Source organism: Pseudonocardia sp. DSM 110487 (genome assembly GCF_019468565.1).
Classification (GTDB): domain Bacteria; phylum Actinomycetota; class Actinomycetes; order Mycobacteriales; family Pseudonocardiaceae; genus Pseudonocardia.
The window spans coordinates 1,350,706-1,366,072 of sequence record NZ_CP080521.1; the positions used below are offsets into that span (position 1 = coordinate 1,350,706).

Annotated in this window: 15 protein-coding genes; 13 read left to right on the forward strand and 2 right to left on the reverse strand. The window is 72.3% G+C overall.

Annotation, left to right across the window (positions count from 1 at the left end):
• Window positions 1-2 precede the first annotated feature (2 nt).
• Together K1T35_RS06405 and K1T35_RS06410 are read right to left on the reverse strand one after the other, a co-directional pair.
• Entirely contained in the window at window positions 3-1,052 is a 1,050-nt protein-coding gene (locus K1T35_RS06405; protein ID WP_220259241.1) for an acyl-CoA dehydrogenase family protein, read from the reverse strand.
• 12 nt (window positions 1,053-1,064) lie between these two features.
• Window positions 1,065-2,228 (reverse strand): acyl-CoA dehydrogenase family protein, encoded by a 1,164-nt coding sequence (locus K1T35_RS06410; protein ID WP_220259243.1) that lies wholly within the window; start codon window positions 2,226-2,228, stop codon window positions 1,065-1,067.
• A gap of 143 nt (window positions 2,229-2,371) precedes the next feature.
• Here K1T35_RS06410 and K1T35_RS06415 point away from each other — a divergent pair, with 143 nt between their 5' ends.
• Genes K1T35_RS06415 through K1T35_RS06475 form a run of 13 tightly spaced genes read left to right on the forward strand, consistent with a single transcriptional unit; the run spans window position 2,372 to window position 15,271 of the window.
• Window positions 2,372-3,271, forward strand: coding sequence for a 3-oxoacyl-ACP reductase (locus K1T35_RS06415; RefSeq protein ID WP_255621634.1), 900 nt, complete (start codon window positions 2,372-2,374; stop codon window positions 3,269-3,271).
• Window positions 3,272-3,313: 42 nt separating this feature from the next.
• Complete coding sequence (locus K1T35_RS06420; protein ID WP_220259244.1) at window positions 3,314-4,825, forward strand: aldehyde dehydrogenase; 1,512 nt, start codon at window positions 3,314-3,316, stop codon at window positions 4,823-4,825.
• The gene (locus tag K1T35_RS06425) at window positions 4,822-5,571 is read left to right on the forward strand and encodes a glucose 1-dehydrogenase (protein WP_220259245.1); all 750 of its coding nucleotides are present in this window, start codon (window positions 4,822-4,824) and stop codon (window positions 5,569-5,571) included. Before K1T35_RS06420 ends, K1T35_RS06425 begins: the two co-directional genes overlap by 4 nt.
• Window positions 5,568-6,362, forward strand: a complete 795-nt coding sequence (locus K1T35_RS06430) for an ABC transporter permease (protein WP_220259246.1) — start codon at window positions 5,568-5,570, stop codon at window positions 6,360-6,362. The genes K1T35_RS06425 and K1T35_RS06430 overlap by 4 nt, the downstream gene beginning before the upstream one ends.
• Window positions 6,363-6,369: 7 nt before the next feature.
• Entirely contained in the window at window positions 6,370-7,242 is an 873-nt protein-coding gene (locus K1T35_RS06435) for an ABC transporter permease (protein WP_220259247.1), read from the forward strand.
• Window positions 7,239-8,576, forward strand: a complete 1,338-nt coding sequence (locus K1T35_RS06440) for an MCE family protein (RefSeq protein ID WP_220259248.1) — start codon at window positions 7,239-7,241, stop codon at window positions 8,574-8,576. Before K1T35_RS06435 ends, K1T35_RS06440 begins: the two co-directional genes overlap by 4 nt.
• On the forward strand, window positions 8,573-9,604 hold the full coding sequence (locus K1T35_RS06445) for an MCE family protein (protein WP_220259249.1): 1,032 nt from the start codon (window positions 8,573-8,575) through the stop codon (window positions 9,602-9,604). Before K1T35_RS06440 ends, K1T35_RS06445 begins: the two co-directional genes overlap by 4 nt.
• On the forward strand, window positions 9,601-10,641 hold the full coding sequence (locus K1T35_RS06450) for an MCE family protein (protein ID WP_370645317.1): 1,041 nt from the start codon (window positions 9,601-9,603) through the stop codon (window positions 10,639-10,641). The genes K1T35_RS06445 and K1T35_RS06450 overlap by 4 nt, the downstream gene beginning before the upstream one ends.
• Entirely contained in the window at window positions 10,638-11,834 is a 1,197-nt protein-coding gene (locus K1T35_RS06455) for an MCE family protein (RefSeq protein WP_220259250.1), read from the forward strand. Before K1T35_RS06450 ends, K1T35_RS06455 begins: the two co-directional genes overlap by 4 nt.
• Window positions 11,831-13,021 (forward strand): MCE family protein, encoded by a 1,191-nt coding sequence (locus tag K1T35_RS06460; protein ID WP_220259251.1) that lies wholly within the window; start codon window positions 11,831-11,833, stop codon window positions 13,019-13,021. Before K1T35_RS06455 ends, K1T35_RS06460 begins: the two co-directional genes overlap by 4 nt.
• The gene (locus K1T35_RS06465; protein ID WP_255621637.1) at window positions 13,018-14,262 is read left to right on the forward strand and encodes an MCE family protein; all 1,245 of its coding nucleotides are present in this window, start codon (window positions 13,018-13,020) and stop codon (window positions 14,260-14,262) included. The genes K1T35_RS06460 and K1T35_RS06465 overlap by 4 nt, the downstream gene beginning before the upstream one ends.
• Window positions 14,259-14,753, forward strand: coding sequence for a hypothetical protein (locus K1T35_RS06470; protein ID WP_220259252.1), 495 nt, complete (start codon window positions 14,259-14,261; stop codon window positions 14,751-14,753). The genes K1T35_RS06465 and K1T35_RS06470 overlap by 4 nt, the downstream gene beginning before the upstream one ends.
• A gap of 2 nt (window positions 14,754-14,755) precedes the next feature.
• On the forward strand, window positions 14,756-15,271 hold the full coding sequence (locus K1T35_RS06475; RefSeq protein ID WP_220259253.1) for a hypothetical protein: 516 nt from the start codon (window positions 14,756-14,758) through the stop codon (window positions 15,269-15,271).
• Window positions 15,272-15,367 lie beyond the last annotated feature (96 nt).

A 15,367-nucleotide genomic window follows, 5' to 3' on the forward strand; every position in this document is an offset into this window, starting at 1 on the left:
ACTCACGACCTCGGTGCGGAGGCCAGCAGATTGCCGAGGCGGCGCAGCTGGGCGGTCGCGCCGCCCAGGGTGAACTCGTTGCGCTTCGCAGCCACGAAGTAGCGGTGCACCACGTGGTCGAGGTCGATGCCCACCCCGCCGTGGATGTGGACGGTCGTGTGGGCGATCCGGTGGCCGGCGTCGGCGGCCCAGAACTTGGCCGTGGCCAGCGCGGCCTCGGCGGGGTGGCCGGCCGCGAGCTGCCAGGCCGCCTGCCAGAGCGTGAGGCGGATGGCCTCGACGTCGACGTGGGCGTCGGCGAGTCGCTGGCTGACCGCCTGGAACGAGCCGATGGGGCGGTCGAACTGCACGCGGGTGCGGGCGTACTCGGCGGTGAGCTCGACTGCCCGTTCGGTCACCCCGAGCTGGAGGGCGCAGACGCCGACGGTCGCGTGCGCGACCAGCCAGTCCACGACGTCCTCGCCGCCGAGGCGACGGTCGGCGTCCAGCTCGACGTCGGCGAGCTCCAACCAGCCCGCTGGATCGCCGTCGACCATCTCCTGCGAGCGCATCGTGACACCCGGGTCGTCCGGCGTGACCAGGAAGACGTCGGTGTCGGAGGGCACGAGGACGAGGTCGGCGACCGGCCCGGCCGGGACCGTCGTCAGGGTGCCGGTGAGCGCCCACCTCCCACCCGGACGTTCGACGGCGCGCACCGGCGTCTCCGCCTCGAGGGCCGCCGTGAGCACCATGTCCCCGGTGGCGGCCGGTCGGGCCCAGCGGGCCTGCTGCTCGGCGTCGCCGAACCGGGCGATCGCCGCGGCACCCAGCACGATCGAGGGCAGGTAGGGAATGGGCGCGACCGCTCGGCCGGCCTCCACCAGCACGCTGCACCGTTCGAGCAGCCCGAACCCGCTCCCGCCGACGTGCTCGGGCAGCGCCGCGGCCAGCACGCCCGCCTCCGCGAGCGCAGGCCACAGCTGTGTCGACCGCTCCGGCGTGGCGTGGTCGGCGAGGATCCGGCGCGCCAGCGCGGCGAGGTCCTGCTGGGCCTCGGTGGGGGTGAAGTCCACGGTTCCTCCAGATCAGCGGCGGGCGGTCGGGAGGCCGAGCGCGACGGCGGCGATGATGTCGCGCTGCACCTCGTTGGTGCCGCCGCCGAAGGTCAGGATCAGCGACGAGCGGTGCATCCGTTCGATCCGGCCGCGCAGCGCGGCCCCCGGCGAGCCCTCCCGGATGGTGGCGCTCGGGCCGAGCACCTCCATGAGCAGCCGGTAGGCCTCGGTGGCGAGCTCGGTGCCGTACAGCTTGGTGGCCGACGCAGCGGCCGGGCCGGGCGAGTCGTCACCTGCCGCGGCGATCCGCCAGTTCATCAGCTTGAGCACCTCGGCCTTGACGTGCACGCGGGCGAGCAGCACCCGTGCCCACTCCTGCTCGATCACGCCGGTCGACCGCGCCCAGTCGCGCACCTCGTCGATCGCGCGGAACAGCGGCGCGGCCGAGGTGAGCGCGACGCGCTCGTGGTTGAGCTGGTTGGTGATGAGCTTCCAGCCCTGGTTCTCCGGCCCGACGAGCGATGCCGCGGGCACGCGCACGTCGGAGTAGTAGGTGGCGCTGGTGCCGACGCCGGCCACGGTGCGCACAGGCGTCCAGGAGAACCCGGGCGCGTCGGTGGGGACGACGAGGATCGAGATGCCCCGGTGCTTGGGCGCGTCGGGGTCGGTGCGGCAGGCGAGCCAGACGTAGTCGGCGTGCTGGATGAGGCTGGTCCACATCTTCTGGCCGTTGACCACCCACTCGTCCCCGTCGCGGACGGCGCGGGTGCGCAGGGCGGCGAGATCGGTGCCTGCCTCGGGCTCGGAGTAACCGATGGCGAAGTGCAGCTCGCCCGCGGCGATGCGGGGGAGGAAGAACTCCTGCTGTTCCGGCGTCCCGAAGTGCATGATCGTCGGGCCGATCGTGTTGATCGTCAGGAACGGCACCGGTGCGCCCGCGAGCGCCGCCTCGTCGGTGAAGATCAGTTGGTCGAACAGCGACCGGTCCTGGCCGCCGAACTCGCGGGGCCAGCCGAGCGTCAGCCAGCCGTCCGCGCCCATCTGCCGCACGACGTCGCGGTAGACCTTGCCGTCGCCGTACTCGCCCGCCCCGGACGTCAGCGCGTTCCGCCGTTCCGGGGTCATCAGCTCCGCGAAGTAGGCGCGCAGTTCCTTCCGCAGCGCCTCCTGTTGCGGTGTGTCGGCGATCCGCATCGACCCCTCCGAACTAGAACTGGAACGCGTTCTAGCAGACTAGCAGCAGTCCCACGGCGTGGAGATTGACGAAATCGAGAACAGGTTCTAGTGTGACGCGCGCGACAGGACCACTGTCACGTTCCCGGACGCAGGAGTCTCGCGTGGACCCGACACCAGAGGTGTACAGCCTGCGGGGCAAGGTCGCGGTCGTCACCGGGGCGGGCGCCGGGCTCGGCAGGGCCGAAGCGTTGGCGCTGGCCGCCGCAGGTGCAGACCTAGTGATTAACGACGTCGACCCGGCTGCCGTTGCGGTCGTGGAGGATATCGAGCGGCTCGGTGGCAAGGCGGTGTTCGTCGCGGGCGACGTCGGGGAGAGCGCGACAGCCGACGCGCTGCTCGCCTCGGCCGTCGGACAGCTCGGCGGGCTGCACGTGGTGGTGAACAACGCCGGCCTTGTGCGCGACCGCATGCTCTTCAGCATGTCCGACGAGGACTGGGACCTCGTCATCCGCGTCCATCTGCGCGGGCATTTCCTATTGTCCCAGCGCGCCGCAGCGCACTGGCGGGCGCAGTCGAAGGAAGCGGGCGCCCCCGTCCACGGCCGGATCGTGAACACCGCGTCGGAGGCGTTCCTGCTCGGGCCGCCCGGCCAGGCGAACTACGCGGCGGCCAAGGCGGGGATCGTCGCGCTCACCGTCTCCACGGCCCGCGCCATGCAGCGCTACGGCGTCACGGCCAACGCGATCTGTCCGCGCGCTCGCACCGCGATGACCTCGGACGTCTTCGGAGCACCGCCGGACGGCCCCGACCCGCTCTCCGTCGACCACGTCGCGCCGCTCGTCGCCTACCTCGCCTCGCCCGCCGCGCAGGCGATCAGCGGCCAGGTGTTCGTCGTGCACGGCGGCATGGTCGCGCTGCTCGCGCCGCCCACGGTCGAGCGGCGCTTCGATTCGGCGGGGCATTGGACGCCCGCCGAGCTCGACGCCACCGTCGGTGCCCACTTCACGGGCCGCGACCCGGGCCGCATGTTCGCCTCCACGGAGGTACTCGGCCCGCCCTAGCCCCACCGCTGTACCGTCCGCTCCCCAGCCCAGGAGGCACCGATGCCCCTCACCGTGCAGCAGCGTCGCGACTCGGTCGGACTGACCGACGGCCTGCTCCTGATCGACGGCGACTGGCGGCCGGGTCGGGCCGGTGCCTCCTGGGAGCACCGCCATCCGGCCACCGGCGAGGTGATCGGGCGGTTCGCGATCGCGGACGCCACCGACGTCGACGACGCCGTGCGCGCCGCCCGCCGCGGCTTCGACGAGGGTGGCTGGCCACGCAGCCGCGCGGGAGAGCGGATCCGGGTGCTGCGGCGGTGCGCCGACGCCCTGCGTGAGCACGCCGACGAGCTACGGGCCCTGCAGGCGCTGGACAACGGCGTGCCGCTGTCCTTCGCGCCCGTGTACGCGACGTCGGTGGAGGTGGCCGCGGACGCGTTCGACCACCACGCCGGCTGGGTGGACAAGGTCGGCGGCCAGACGCTTCCGCCCTACCAGGGCGGCGACCACCTCGCGATGACCTTCCGCGAACCGGTCGGCGTGGTCGCGGCGGTGCTGCCGTGGAACGCCCCGTTCCTGCTGTTCGCGCAGAAGGTGGCGCCTGCGCTGGCCGCGGGCTGCACCGTGGTGGTGAAGCCGTCGGAGCACGCGACCTTCACGGTGCTGCGCATCGTCCAGCTGCTGCGCGACGCCGGGGTGCCCGACGGCGCTTTGCACGTCGTCACCGGCCCGGGCGAACCCACCGGCGACGCGCTGATCTCCCACCCGCTGGTGGACAAGGTGAGCTTCACCGGCAGCCGCGCGGTCGGGCGGCGGATCATCGAGGCGTCGGCGGGCACCATGAAGCGGGTCTCGCTCGAGCTCGGCGGCAAGAGCCCCGCGCTCGTGTTCCCGGACGCCCCGGACGTCGGGCTCGCCGGCATGACCGCGATGGGCATGGTCACCCTCGGCCTGTCGGGTCAGGCGTGCGTCGCACACACCAGGGCGCTGGTGCACCGGGACGTCTACGACCAGTTCCTCGAGGCCGCGAAGCTGATGGCCGGGATGATCACCTACGGCGATCCGTTCGACCCCGCCGTGCTGTCCAGCCCGCTGATCACCGAGCGCCAGCTCGACCGGGTGCTCGGCCACATCGAGGGCGGCGTCGAGGCCGGCGCGCGGCTCGTCACCGGCGGCAACCGGCTCGACGGCGACCTCGGCGCCGGCAACTTCGTGGCCCCCACGATCTTCGCCGACGTCGACAACACGATGCCGATCGCGCAGGAGGAGATCTTCGGCCCCGTTCTCGCGGTCGTCCCGTTCACCGACGAGGACGAGGCCGTGCGGCTCGCGAACGACTCCGACTACGGCCTGGGCGCCGGCATCTACACCGCCGACGCGCGGCGGGCGTTCCGCGTGGCGCAGCGGCTGCGGGCAGGCACCGTCGGGATCAACGGCTTCCAGCTCGAACCGCACCTGCCCTTCGGCGGGTTCAAGCAATCCGGGCTCGGCCGGGAGGGCGGGCAGGCGGCGTTCGAGGCCTACACCGAGCTCAAGACGGTCATGATGCCGCTCACCGAGGAGCTCATGTGAGGCTCGACGAGAAAGTCGTACTGATCACCGGCGCCGCCCGTGGGCAGGGCGCGGCGGCCGTGCGCGCGTGCGTCGCGGAGGGCGCCCGCGTGTACGCCGCCGACGTCCGGGACGACCTGGGCAAGGCGTGCGCGGACGAGCTGGGGGACGCGGCCGAGTACGTGCACCTCGACGTCTCCTCCGAGCAGGACTGGGCGGACGCGGTGGCCCGGATCGGGCGCATCGACGTGCTGGTCAACAACGCGGGCGTCCTGCACTTCGGCGCGGTCGCCGACACGACGCTCGCCGACTACGAGCGGGTGATCCGGGTCAACCAGATTGGCACGTTCCTCGGGATGCGCGCGGTGGTTCCGGTGATGCGGGAGGCGGGCGGCGGCTCGATCGTCAACGTCTCCTCGATCGAGGGCCTCGCCGCCGCGCCGTACCTCGTGGCCTACGCCGCCAGCAAGTTCGCCATCCGCGGCATGACGAAGGTCGCCGCGGTGGAGCTGGGTGAGCACGGGATCCGCGTGAACTCGGTGCATCCCGGGATGATCGACACGGACATGGTCCGCGATGCGGCGGGCGGCGCGGAGATCGACCTGACTCCGGTCGGACGCAAGGTCGCGCTGCGCCGGGTCGGGCGCCCGGATGAGATCGCAGGCCTCGTGGTGTTCCTCGCCAGCGACGAGAGCTCCTACTGCACCGGCGCCGAGTTCGTGGCCGACGGCGGAGCCACCGCGACCCACGCCCTCAATCTCGCATGACGGGGCCGGTCTTCCCCACGCTGATACCCGGCGTCGCGGCGCTGCGCCACGTCGGCCGGCTGACGACGCTGTCGTGGCAGGTGCTGCGCGCGCTGCCACGCCGCCCGTTCCAGGGGCGGGAGTTCATCCAGCAGAGCTGGTTCTTCGCCAGCGTCACGATCCTGCCGACGGCGCTGGTCGCCATCCCGTTCGGCGCGGTGATCGCGCTGCAGCTCGGCTCGCTCACCGCGCAGATCGGCGCCCAGTCCTTCACCGGCGCGGCCAGCGCGCTGGCCATCGTGCAACAGGCCAGCCCGCTGATCACCGCGCTGCTGGTGGCCGGCGCGGGCGGCTCTGCGATGTGCGCCGACATCGGGGCCCGCACGATCCGCGAGGAGATCGCGGCGCTCGAGGTGCTCGGCATCTCCCCGGTCCAGCGGCTGATCGTGCCGAGGGTGCTCGCCGCGATGCTCGTGTCCGTGCTGCTCAACGGCCTGGTGAGCGTCGTCGGGGTGATGGGCGGCTACTTCTTCAACGTCGTGCTGCAGGGCGGCACGCCAGGGTCCTACCTGGCCAGCTTCAACGCGCTCGCACAGCTGCCGGACCTCGCCGTCAGCGAGTTCAAGGCGCTGCTCTACGGCTTCGTGGCCGGGGTCGTGGCGGCCTACCGGGGGCTGAACCCGGCGGGTGGGCCGAAGGGCGTCGGCGACGCGGTGAACCAGGCCGTGGTCGTCACGTTCCTGCTGCTGTTCCTCATCAACCTCGTCGTCACCGCCTTCTACCTGCAGCTCGTGCCGCCGAGGGGGCTGTGACCGCGCGATGACGACCCGCACCCCCATCTCGCCCGTCTCGTCCACCAGCCTGGGCTGGAAGGCGGTCCGCGGCGCCGACCGGTGGGCCGACGTCCTCGCCGACCTCGGGTGGCAGCTCGCGTTCTACTGGCGGGCGATCGCGTGGGGGCCGCGGGCCGTCCGCCGGTATCCCCGGGAGACGCTGCGCCTGCTCACGGAGGTCTGCTTCGGCGCGGCCGGGCTCGCGGTGATCGGCGGCACGCTCGGCGTGATGATCGGGATGACGATCTTCACGGGCGCCATCGTCGGTCTGCAGGGCTACTCGGCGCTCGACCAGCTGGGCACGGCGGCGCTCACCGGCTTCATCTCGGCGTACTTCAACACCCGGGAGGTCGCGCCGCTCTCGGCCGGACTCGCGCTGTCGGCCACCGTCGGATGCGGGTTCACCGCGCAGCTCGGCGCGATGCGGATCTCGGAGGAGGTCGACGCGCTCGAGGTGATGGGCGTGCGCAGCATGCCCTTCCTCGTCACCACGAGGGTGGTGGCGGGCTTCGCCGCGGTCGTGCCGCTGTACGTCGTCGGCCTGCTCGCGGCCTACCTCGCGTCCCGGCAGACCACGGTGTGGTTCTACGGGCAGTCGGCAGGCACCTACGACCACTACTTCGCGCTCTTCCTACCCCCGGAAGACGTGCTGTGGTCGTTCCTCAAGGTGCTCGTGTTCGCCCTCGTGGTGATCCTCACCCACTGCTACTACGGCTTCACGGCGGCAGGCGGGCCGGCCGGCGTCGGGGTGGCGGTTGGCCGCGCGGTCCGGACCTCGATCGTGCTGGTGTCGATCCTCGACTTCCTGCTCAGCCTCGCGATCTGGGGCTCGACCACGACCGTGCGGATCGCCGGATGATCCGCTACGACCGCGCGTCGCGGCCCCGGTACATGCTGCTGGGCGTCGTGTTCCTGCTGGTCGCCGCGCTGGTCGTCGCGCTGACGGTTGCGATCTACCAGAAGGCGTTCACCCCCGTGGTGAGCGTCCGGCTGGAGACCGACCGGATCGGCAGCCAGCTGCGCCCCGGCGCGGACGTCAAGATCAGGGGAGTCGTCGTCGGCGAGGTGCGGGAGGTGCAGACCGCCGCGAACGGCGCTGCTCTGCGGCTCGCGCTGGACCCGGACCACACCGAGCTGATCCCGGCCAACGTCTCCGCACGGCTGCTGCCCAAGACGCTGTTCGGGGAGCGGTTCGTCGCGCTGCAGATGCCCGACGTCCCCGCGCCGTCGGCCATCGCCGACGGGGAGGTGATCGGGCAGGACCGCACCCGCGCCGCCATCGAGGTCGAGCAGGTGCTCACCGACCTGCTCCCGGTCCTGCGGGCCGTGCGCCCCGACCAGCTGGCCGTCACGTTGAACGCGCTGGCCACGGCGCTGGAGGGCCGGGGTGAGCGGCTGGGGGACACCCTCGTCGACCTGGAGCGCTACCTGGGCGAGTTCCAGCCCGCGGTGCCCGACCTGGTGGCTGTGTTCGACCACCTCGGCCCGGTGGCCGACACCTACGCCGAAGCCGCGCCCGACCTGCTGACCGCGCTCGCCGAGCTCACCACCACCACGCGCACCTTCGACGAGCAGGAGGCGCAGCTGCGGGAGTTCTACGCCGAAGTCACCGGCGCGGCCGAGGACCTCACCGGGTTCATCGACGCCAATCGGGACAACGTGATCTCGCTGGTGTCGACGTCGCGCTCCACGCTCGAACTGCTCGCCCGCTATGCGCCCGAGTACCCGTGCCTGTTCCGCCAGCTGGTGGAGGGCATCGCCCGCGCCGAGACGGTGTTCGGCAAGGGCAGCGAGCACCCCGAGATCCAGCGGCTCACCATCGAGATCACCGCGAGCCGCGGGAAGTACCGGCCCGGCGTGGACGACCCGGTGTACGCGGACAAGCGGGGACCGCGCTGCTACGAGACCCCGGCGCATCCCGATGTGTTCCCGCAGTACCCGCCGGGCGGCCCGGTCGAGGACGGCTCGACGATGCCGCCACCCCCGTCGACCGGGGACGAGACGGGCCTCCTGCCCCAGCCGGGCGGCAAGGGCACGACGGTGCCGGCCGCCGTCGCCAACTCGCCCGCGGAGCAGGAGCTGATCTCGCTGCTCGTGGCGCCCACGATGGGTGTGATGCCCACCGAGGTGCCCGCGTGGAGCGGCATGCTCGTCGGGCCGTTGCTGCGCGGCACGGAGGTGACGCTGCGATGAGGAGCGTCACCGGTCCCTCGATCAAGCTGGCGATCTTCGCCATCGTGACGGTGCTGCTCACCGGCGTGCTCGCCGCGACGATCGCCAACACCGGGTTCGGCGCGACGTCGACCTACACCGCCGTGTTCACCGACGCCTCCGGCCTGGCGGAGGGCGACGACGTGCGGCTCCGGGGCGTCAAGGTCGGGCGCGTGGCGTCCCTCGAGGTGCTCGACGACGCGCTCGCCGCCGTGGAGCTGGAGATCGAGTCGGAGCGCCGGGTCCCGGCCGCCGTGACCGCGACGATCAAGTACCGCAACATCATCGGCCAGCGCTACGTCGCGCTGGGGGAGACCGACGCAGGCGGGCCTGCCCTCGACCCCGGCGCGACGATCCCTGTGGAGCGCACGAAACCCGCCCTCGACCTCACCGCGCTGTTCAACGGGTTCCAGCCGCTGTTCCGGGCGCTGTCGCCCGATGACGTCAACCGGCTGTCGTTCGAGATCATCCAGGTCTTCCAGGGCGAGGGCGGCACGATCGAGAGCCTGCTCGCCTCCACCGCGTCGCTGACGTCCACGATCGCCGATCGGGACGCCGCGATCGGCGACGTGATCGACAACCTGAACGTCGTCATCGGCACGGTCAGCGAGCGGTCCCCCGAGCTGATCGACCTCATCGGGGAGCTGCAGCAGCTGGTCAGCGGCCTCGCCGCGCAGCGAGAGCCGATCGGGGAGGCCATCGCCGCGATCGGCGATCTCACCGATACGACGGCGGGCCTGCTCGGCGAGGCCCGTCCCGTGCTGCGCGACGACATCGCCGCGCTCGGCGACCTGTCCGGGAACCTCGCGGCCGAGTCGCCCGAGGTCGATCGGGTGCTGCGGGGTCTCGCCCCGAAGCTGGAGGCCCTGTCCCGGACCGTGAGCTACGGGAGCTGGTTCAACTTCTACCTGTGCATCATCGACGGTGAGGTGACCGTCCCCGGCGTCTCGGCCCCGGTGCCGTTCGTCCCGGCGCCGGGCACCTCGATGCCGGAACGGTGCGGCCCGTGAGCGCGATCAAGCCGCTCGCGCAGCGGAACCAGGCCGTGGTCGGGGCGATCGCGATCGTGGTCGCGCTGCTGGTCTCGGTGGGCGCCTTCTACGCGGAGGACCTGCGGTTCCTCGCAGGCGGCACCCGCTACCGGGCGCACTTCGCGGAGTCGGCGGGGCTGGTGCCGGGAGACCAGGTCCAGGTGGCGGGCGTGCAGGTCGGCGAGGTCAGCGACGTCCGGCTGGACCGCGGCCGGGTGCTCGTCGCCTTCCGGGTGAACGGCGTGCGCGTCGGCGACGCCACCCGCGCGTCCATCAAGATCCGCACGCTGCTGGGGGACAAGTACCTGGCGCTCACCGTCGCAGGTGCGGGGGAGCAGGACCCCGCCGCCACGATCCCGGTGGAGCGCACCGCCACCCCGTTCCAGATCCCCGACACCCTTGGCGAGTTCGCCACGACCGTCGAAAAGATCGACACCGGGAGGCTGGCAGAGAGCTTCCGGGTGCTGTCCGACACCTTCAGCGGCACGCCGGGGCACGTCGGCGAAGCCCTGACCGGGCTGTCCCGGCTGTCCGAGACCATCGCGTCCCGCGACGAGGAGCTCGCCACGCTGCTGGCGAGCACGGCCGACGTGAGCGGCGCGCTGGCCGAACGGGACGACGAGGTGGCGAAGCTGGTCGCCGACGGGTCACGGTTGCTGGAGGAGCTGCAGCACCGGCGGGACGCGATCAGCGCGCTGCTGCGCGGCACCCAGGACCTCGCGGAGCAGCTGAGCGGCCTCGTCGACGACAACCAGGAACAGCTGCGGCCCGCGCTGGAGGAGCTCGACCGCGTCACCACCGTGCTGGAGGACAACCAGGACAACCTGTCCCGTGGCGTGGCCGCCATGGCGCTCTACACCCGCGCGTTCACCAACGTCGTGGGCAACGGCCGCTGGTTCGACGGCTACCTGTGCGGGCTCCTGCCGCCCGAGGTGAACGGGGGCGCGCTGCAGATCAACCCCGGCGGCTGTGGACCGCCGGTCACCAGCGACTTCCCGGTCGGGGGCGGCCGGTGAGGGGCCGGACCGCGCCGACCGCGCTCGTCTGCGTGCTGGGGCTGCTCCTCGTGGCCGGTCTGTACGCGGCGTTCCAACCGGCCGATGGCACCCGGATCACCGCCCACTTCGACCGAGCCGTCGGCCTCTACACCGGCTCCGCCGTGCGCGTGCTGGGCATCGAGGTGGGAACGGTGGATGCGGTGGTCCCCGATGGCGCGACGGTGCGCGTGGAGCTGAGGGTGCGGCCCGAGTTCCCGATCCCGCCGGACGCGTCGGCGGTGGTGGTGGCCCCGAGCCTGGTGAGCGACCGGTACGTGCAGCTCACGCCCGCACACGTCGACGGGCCCGCGATGGAGACGGGCACGGTGATCCCGCGCGAGCGCACGGCAACGCCCGTCGAGATCGACGCCTTGATGCGCAGCATCGACGAGCTCTCGACGGCGCTGGGCCCCAACGGCGCGAACGCCGATGGTGCGCTCTCGTCCGTGCTCGACACCGCGGCCGCGAACCTCGACGGCAACGGGGAGAACCTCCACACCACGCTCACCCGGCTCGGCGAGCTGGCCGGCACGCTGTCGGACTCGCGGGACGACCTGTTCGCCACCGTCGACAACCTGCACCGCTTCACCGCGACCCTCGCCGAGAGCGACGCGCAGATCCGCGAGTTCCAGACCCGGCTCGCGGACGTCGCCGGTTTCCTCGCCGACGAGCGGGAGCAGCTGGGCAGCTCGCTGAGCTCCCTGGCCGCGGCGCTGGAGAAGGTCGACACGTTCATCGCGGACAACAAGGACCTCATCTCCGCCAACGTGGCGCGGCTGGCCGGGGTCACCAAGGCGCTCGTCGACCAGCGCAAGGCGCTCGCCGAGGTCATCGACGTGGCACCGCTCGGCGCCTCGAACTTCATCAACGCCTACGACGCCGCATCCGGATCGGTGGCCGTGCGCGGTGCGTTCCCCGAGCTCGCCCTGTCGCCGGTGATGACGCTCTGCACGCTGGTCCAGCGTGGAATCGCGGGCACCGTTCCGCCGGAGGTCACCGCGGCGTGCGGCGATCTCGCCCCCGTGCTCGACGGCGCGGTGCCGCTCCCCTCGGTGGCGGAGCTGCTCGGGGATCTGCAGCAGGGCAAGACCCCCGCGATCCCACTGCCCCTCGTGGAGGCGCTCACCGGGGAGTCCTCGACGCTGGTCCCGTCGATCGGCGGGCCGCGATGAAGCGGATCGGCGTGATCATCGGGGTGGGCATCCTGCTCGCGGGGTGCGGAACCGGCGGCTACCGCGGCCTCTACGACACCCCACTGCCCGGCGGCGCCGACCTCGGCGGCCACCCGTACCGCGTCACCGCCGAGTTCGACGACGTCCTCGACCTCGTCCCGCAGGCAGGCGTCAAGCTGAACGACGTCGCGGTCGGGCGCGTGGAGTCGATCTCGCTTGCGCCGGACAACTCCGCCGCGCTCGTCGACCTCGCGGTGCACGGCGACGTCGAGCTGCCCGCGAACGCGCGCGCCGAGCTGCGCCAGTCCAGCCTGCTCGGGGAGAAGTTCGTGGAGCTCTCCGCCCCGACGGCGGAGCTGCCGCGCGGCCGGCTGCGCGACGGTGACGTGATCCCGCTGGCGGCGACCCGGCGCAACCCCGAGGTCGAGGAGGTGCTCGCCGCGCTCTCCCTGCTGCTGAACGGGGGCGGGGTGGCGCACCTCAACGACATCGTCCGGGAGGTCAACCAAACGCTGTCGGGCAACGAGCCCCAGATCCGGTCGCTGCTCTCCCGGCTCGACACCGTCATCGGCGACCTGGACGAGCAGAAGGGCACGATCGTGCGGGCGATCGACGGCCTGCACCGGCTGTCCGCCGAGCTCGTCGGGCAGACCGACCACGTCGCCACCGCGCTGGAGGATCTCGCCCCCGGCATCGATGCGCTCAACCACCAGCGCGACCAGCTGGTCGGCATGCTCCGGGCGCTCGATGATCTGTCCGCGGTGGCGGTCGACACCGTGAACCGCAGCCGCGATGACCTGATCGCCGACCTCCGCGCGCTCGCCCCGATCCTGCAGAAGCTCGCCGAGGCCGGTAGCGACCTGCCCCGGTCACTGCAGTTCTTCCTCAGCTACCCGTTCCCCGACTACGCGATGGAGTCGCTGAAGGGCGACTACTTCAACACCGACGTCCGGATCGAGATGGACCTGACCGGCATCCTCGGCAACCTCAGCCGGTCCTCGCAGCCGATCGTCCCGCTGCCGGACGCCGTGCCCGCGCTGCCCGAGTTGCCCGCCCTGCCCGCCCTGCCCGAGCTGCCGCTCCTCGGAGGCGGTGGTGAGCCCGACGTACCGGACGAGGAGCGTGCGGAGCCCGACGAGGGCGAGTCGCCCGGCCTGCTCGACGGCCTGCTGGGGGGATCGCGGTGATCACTCGCAAGATCCGCGTCCAGCTCGCGGTGTTCCTGCTGATCGCCGCCGTCGGCGTCACCTACGTCGGCGGCCGCTACGCGGGGCTCGATCGCCTCTTCGGCGCTGGCGGCTACCGCGTCACCGTGCAGCTGGCCGACTCCGGCGGGATCTTCGAGAACGCCGAGGTGACCTACCGAGGGGTGGCCGTCGGGCGGGTGGTGGACCTGCGCCTGACCAGCACCGGTGTCGCCGTGGAGCTGGACATCGACGACACCGCGCCCCAGATCCCGGCCGCGGCGCGGGCCGTGATCGCCAACCGGTCCGCGATCGGCGAGCAGTTCGTGGACCTGCAGCCCGACGACGGCGATCCGCCGTACCTCACCGAGGGTTCCGTGATCGCGGTCGAGCGCACCGAGCTTCCGCCGCGCACCGAGGACGTGCTGGCCCACCTGGACGGGCTGCTCACGAGCGTGCCGATCGACTCCGTGCAGACCGTCGTCGCGGAGCTGGGCACCGCGTTCGACGGCGCCGGACCGCCGCTGCAACGGCTGCTCGACGGCGGAGGCGCGTTCGTCGACACGGCCAGCGAGCACCTGCCGCAGACCGTCGGGTTGCTCGCCGACGGCCGCACCGTGCTGGCCACGCAGGAGGACCAGAGCGCGGAGATCCTCGCCTACAGCAAGGGCCTCCGGCAGATCAGCGAGCAGCTCGCCGACTCCGACCCCGACCTGCGCCGCGTGATCACCGCGTCGCCCCGGGTGGCCCGGCACATCGAGGACCTCCTGCGGAAGTCCGGTTCGGACATGTCGGTGCTGATCGCGAACCTGCTCACCGTCTCGGAGGTCACCGAGAGCCGCACTGACGCCATCGAGCAGCTGCTGGTGGCGTTCCCGGTGATCAACGCGTTCACACCGAGCACCGCCCCGGACGGGCGGGGGCACCTGGGCCTCGTGCTCAACTTCTTCGATCCGCTGCCGTGCACGAGGGGCTACGAGGAGACCGCCCAACGTCGTGCCGACGAGCTCACCACGGCCGAGCCCAACTACGACGTGGGCTGCGCCGAGCCCGACGGCAGCCCGATCAGCGTGCGGGGAGCGCAGAACGCGCCTCGCGGTGACGAGCCGGACGGTCCGGCCGAGGCAGGCGGTTCCGGCACGGAGGCCGAGCCCGAGGTGGAGCCGCAACGGTTGCCGGGCCCCGTCGGGCAGATGGACGGCGGCGGCGCACGCACCCTCGCCCAGCTGCTGGGGCTGCCGTGAGGATCCCGCCGCGGACGCTCCTCGTCGCATGGGCAGGGCTCGCGACGGTCGTCGCAGGGCTGCTGTGGTGGCAGGCGGCCTCCGACCCGGACGTGCAGCTCGCCGGCACCCGTGACGTCGTGCTCGACGCCGGCTCTCGCGCGCTGGTGGAGCTGAGCACGATCGCGGCCGCCGACGCCGATGCGGGCCTCGACCGGTGGGAGCGCGCCGCCACCGGGCCCCTGCTGGATCAGCTGCGGGAGCAGCGCGAGCAGAACCTCGCCGCGGTGCGGGCGGCGGGGACCACCAGGTCCGTCCGGCTGCTGCGTGCCGCGGTCACCGAGGTGGACCTCGCGCGCGGGACGGCACGTGTCATCGCGGCCCTCGAGGTGACGGAGAACGCCGCCGCTCCCTCGCGGACCAGGCTCGACGGCCAGCTCGTTGAGACGCCCGACGGGTGGAAGGTCGCCGCGGTGGAGGCCGTGGGCGTCTCGACGGGACAGGACCGGTGAGCGTGATCGAATCGCTGATCAAGCGGGTGCCGACCGCCGTTCTCGCCGCGGTCGCGGTCCTCGCCACCGTGCTGGCGCTGTGGTCGGGCGCGGCCACGTACCAGCTGCGCACGGACGGAGCCGCCGCCAACCACGCCCTCACCGACGTAGCGGGGACCGAGGCGGTGATCGACGGCGTGACCGAGGCGGTCGAGACCGTCTTCTCCTACGAGTACCGCGACACCGCCCGCACCCGCGAGGCCGCCAGGGAGCTGCTCGTCGGGGCGGCCGTGGAGCAGTACGAGGCCCTGTTCGCCGAGGTCGAGCGGCGGGCGCCGGAGCGCAGGACGGTGCTCAGCACGGCCGTCCGGTCAGTCGGAGTCGTCGAGCTGCGCGACGACCGGGCAACCGTGCTGGTCTTCGTCGATCAGCAGATCCTGCAGGGCGACGGCACGCACACGTCCGGCGCGAGCCAGCTGGAGATCTCGGTGGTCCACGACGACGGCTCGTGGCGGATCGACGGCATCACGGTCCTCTGAGCGGGCAGGCGCGCCAGAAGTTCCGCGAGTCGGGCTTTGAGTGCGGGCGAGTCGCGCTCTCGATGCACGCGAGTCGGGGTGTCAGAGCGGGCGAAG